This window comes from Candidatus Acidiferrales bacterium (assembly GCA_036514995.1).
Classification (GTDB): domain Bacteria; phylum Acidobacteriota; class Terriglobia; order Acidiferrales; family DATBWB01; genus DATBWB01.
This window is the reverse complement of sequence record DATBWB010000037.1, coordinates 1-3,516: the sequence shown is the minus strand read 5'-3', so window position 1 is coordinate 3,516 and position 3,516 is coordinate 1. Positions and strand designations below refer to the sequence as shown.

Below are 3,516 nucleotides of genomic sequence, written 5' to 3'. Positions count from 1 at the left end.
CCGCGTCTTTGGCCGTCACTCCCCGCAGAGATCCCTTCAAATTGGGGCCATGCCAGGTCCTTCTGTCATACGCCTCATCGATGATTTGCAGCAGGAGTGTGATGGCGGAATGGAGGGCGTCATTTTTCATAGCTTCTTCTCGTTCTCGGGAGCTCGCTGCCCGGCGTTGCCGCAACTCGCTTTTCTGCTGGGCAATGGCGGGCATCATAGGGTGAGCCCGAAGGCCAGTCAACGTGCACCGCGCCAGTGTCCTTCCAACCTGTCTGGTCGCTCAGGCACGGCATGCCGAAACCGTCTGTTCTTGACATGATAAGACTGGTTCTATGGTGACCCGGCACGCTCCGAACCTCGTATTTCTGTCGAAGCTCCTGGCCTCGGTCGCTCGCGGAGCTGGCGGCGCGGCTCAGTCGTACTTTTCGTAGTGAATTTGGCGGCGGTCGAGGCCCATGGCCTTCAGTTGGTGGCGAACGTCGTCCACCATCAACTTCAATCCGCAGATGTAGGTGTCAAAGTTGCTGCGTCCGGGGAAGCATGCTTCGATTTGTTTCTGAACGTGGCCGGATGCGCCCGTCCAGTCGGCCGGCGGGCGGCTGAGTGTGGGGATGAAATGGAAGTTGGGATGCCCGGCGCTCAACTGCTCAAACTCGTCGCGGTAAAGGATGGTATGGGGATAGCGGACGCCGAAGATCAAATAGACCTGATGCCCGGTGCCATTACGAAAAAGTTGCTGGAGCATGGCGCGGATGGGAGCGATGCCGGTGCCGGTGGCGATAAACACCAGGTCGCGTTCGAGCTGCCTGGGAAGGGTAAAGAACCCGAGAGGCCCATCGAATTCGATGGTCGCGCCGGCGGCCAGGTCGCACAGGTAGTTCGAAAAACGCCCGTCCTGGACTCGATTCAGGCAGAGGTCGAATCGAGGCGACCTGTTGAGGGCCGAAGCGATCGAGTATGCCCGCGTGTGGGACTTGCTGCTGAACTGCATCGTGAGGGAAATGAATTGCCCGGCGGTGAAATCAAAACGCCGCGCCGAGGTTATTTCGAACTCAAAGTGCTTGGTTCCGGGGCAGAGTTCGATGACGCGGCGCAGGGTGGCAGCGTGAAGTAGTTTCGTTTCGTTTACCAAGGGACTACTTTTTCTGGGCGCGCTCACCCCGGTCCAATCGGGGCTCGCCTCGGGCAAGCGCTTCACGGGCGCGTTCGGTCACAAGATGGGCCATGAGCGGGTGGCCATCGAGCGATTCGGCCAGTCGAATCTCGATTTCCGGGAAACGCCGCTGCACCTCCTCAATCAGCTTGGGCAAGTCGCGGCGCAGGTGAATCCCCATCGTCAGGAAATAGGGCACAACGACGACCCGCTCGATACCGGCCTGCCGGGCACCGGCCACCGCAGTAATCAAATCGGGTTCACCCAATTCGAGAAAGCTGGGACGGACGTAGTTGTAGCCGCTCGTCCGCGCCACCTCTTCGGCAAGGCGAGCGATGGTCTGGTTCGCTTCCGGCACGCTCGAGCCGTGCGCGAAGATCAAAATGCCAAGCTTGCCCGCCTTCTTGCTGGCGGGCTTGCCCTGAACTTGATGCGATATTTCGGCGCTCACAAATTTCGAGTATCACCTGAAAGCGGCACCAAATCAAGACAGGGAGGGCGCGTGTAACACCGCCGGCCAAACTCGCACATTTCAATCCGGTGTATGATATTGGTTGCTTAAATATCGTCGCGTCTTGAGGCGCCCTATGGCTCTTCGTCGAAGGTGGAAGGTGTTGCTTGTGATCTTCCCGGCCCTGATGCTGGCGGCGGTGGCCATCCCCTTTTTGATTCCCATGGATCGCTACCGCGACCTTATGGTGAGCGCGCTCGCAGAAGCGAGCGGGCGCAAGGTGACGATCCAGTCTATGCGGCTGCGCCTGTTGCCCACCCCGGGGGTGGAGATGCGCGGCGCTGCCATCCAAAACCCGCCGGGCTTTCCGGCGGAGCCGATGTTGGCCGCTCAAAGCCTCAGTGCCGATGTGGCGCTTCGAGAACTTTTGCGAGGCAGGTTGAAGGTTACGGGTCTCACCCTCGTTCATCCGGTGCTGACCTTCGTTACGAATGCTGCCGGCGCGAGCAATTTTGAATCCTCGAGGAGAGCGGGAAGGGCGGTCAAGCAGACTCAGGAGGGAATTTCCCTCGCTGGCGTCTCGGGCGTCGAGATTCGCCAGATGGAGTTGCGTTATGGGACGGTCGTGGGAAGTCGAATCGTCGAGCGGTCGCGATTGACGGGCATTGACTTCGAGACCAGCGAGCTGCCGCTTTCGACGGAGGAGTTGAACCGCGCCGAGGGCAAGGTTTCTTTGAAGGGCGTTGCGTTGAAGCTGGCGGGCGTGCCCGAGCCGTTGCGACTGACAGGAGGCAGCGTCACGCTGAAGCGTGGCGCGGTGCGCGGCGACCTGCGGGCGGAGTCCGGCAGGCAATTAGGTTTAACGGCCGAGGGGACTTTCGAGGTGCCCCGGATTTTCGCCCCGACGGTGCGCTTTGACCTGCACTTCCCGGAGATTGACCTGGATCGCCTGGCACAAGCAACGGGCAGGAGCAGCGAAAGCACACCCTCAGTGGATTCCTCCCGCCAGGCCGGAGCCGAGCTGGTTGCATCGGGCCGCATCCGGGTGGACAAAGTGAAGAAAGCGCCGCACGAGGCCGCAAACCTTAAAGCCGACTTGCGCGTCTATGGCAATCGAACCGAAGTCAAACCGATCGAGCTCGAGCTCTACGGCGGCGTGATGAGCGGGTCGCTTGAGGTGGATCGCTCGCCCGCCCCGAAGGAATCGGGGCGAGCCCCGGCGCCGTTCGCATTCAGGATGAACCTCAAGGACGTGGACGTCGCCCGCCTGGCCGCAGCCACGCCCCGGATGAAAGGCAAAATGGAAGGCAAACTGGAAGCCCAACTCGAAGCGCGAGGAACAACCGAGGGAAAGGATTGGGAGAGAACCATCACCGGGTCGGGCAACTTTGCCATTCGCCAGGGCCGCTTTAGCGGCTTCAGTATGGGGCAGCAGCTTTCGAAGATCGTGACCATCTTGACGCTTGGCCAACAGAGATTTTCTTCGGACACGCCCTTCTCCTATTTCGGCGGCGATCTGGAAATCGCCGGCGGGCGCGTGGCGAGCAGGAAAATCGAATTGCAATCGCCCAATCTCAATAGCGCCGCTGCCGGCAGCTTTGGTTTTGACGGCACGATTCAATACCAGGGCGAGGCGACACTCTCCGGCCTGAGCGCCGTGGCCAGCTCGGGCACCGCAGGCACAGCGCCGAGAACCGGCTCAGACGTCCTCGCCGGCGTGCTAGGCGGCTTGCTCGGGAAGGCGACGGGACAGAACATTTCGGCAATCATCGTGCCTTTTTCTGTGGCCGGGACTTCCGATAATCCGAAATTTGGGCCGGGCCGTGGCTTGCCAAGAATCGTGAAAGCAACTCCGCCGGCCCAGACGACGCAGCAACCCGCGCAACAGCCCCTTCAGCCGCAAAAGCCCTCGAGCATCCTG

3 protein-coding genes are annotated in these 3,516 nt (G+C 60.9%); 1 reads left to right on the top strand and 2 read right to left on the bottom strand.

Annotated features, from left to right (window positions below; translation table 11 throughout):
• Window positions 1-403: 403 nt before the first annotated feature.
• Together VIH17_02840 and VIH17_02835 are read right to left on the bottom strand one after the other, a co-directional pair.
• Window positions 404-1,123 carry an FAD-dependent oxidoreductase gene (locus tag VIH17_02840; GenBank protein HEY4682166.1) on the bottom strand — a complete coding sequence of 240 codons (720 nt, stop codon included), beginning with the start codon at window positions 1,121-1,123 and terminating at the stop codon, window positions 404-406.
• A gap of 4 nt (window positions 1,124-1,127) precedes the next feature.
• Window positions 1,128-1,595 (bottom strand): CbiX/SirB N-terminal domain-containing protein, encoded by a 468-nt coding sequence (locus tag VIH17_02835; GenBank protein HEY4682165.1) that lies wholly within the window; start codon window positions 1,593-1,595, stop codon window positions 1,128-1,130.
• Window positions 1,596-1,731: 136 nt separating this feature from the next.
• Between VIH17_02835 and VIH17_02830 the strand changes: the two genes are divergently transcribed.
• Window positions 1,732-3,516, top strand: a 1,785-nt coding sequence (locus tag VIH17_02830) for an AsmA family protein (protein HEY4682164.1), incomplete at its 3' end; no start/stop codon positions are given.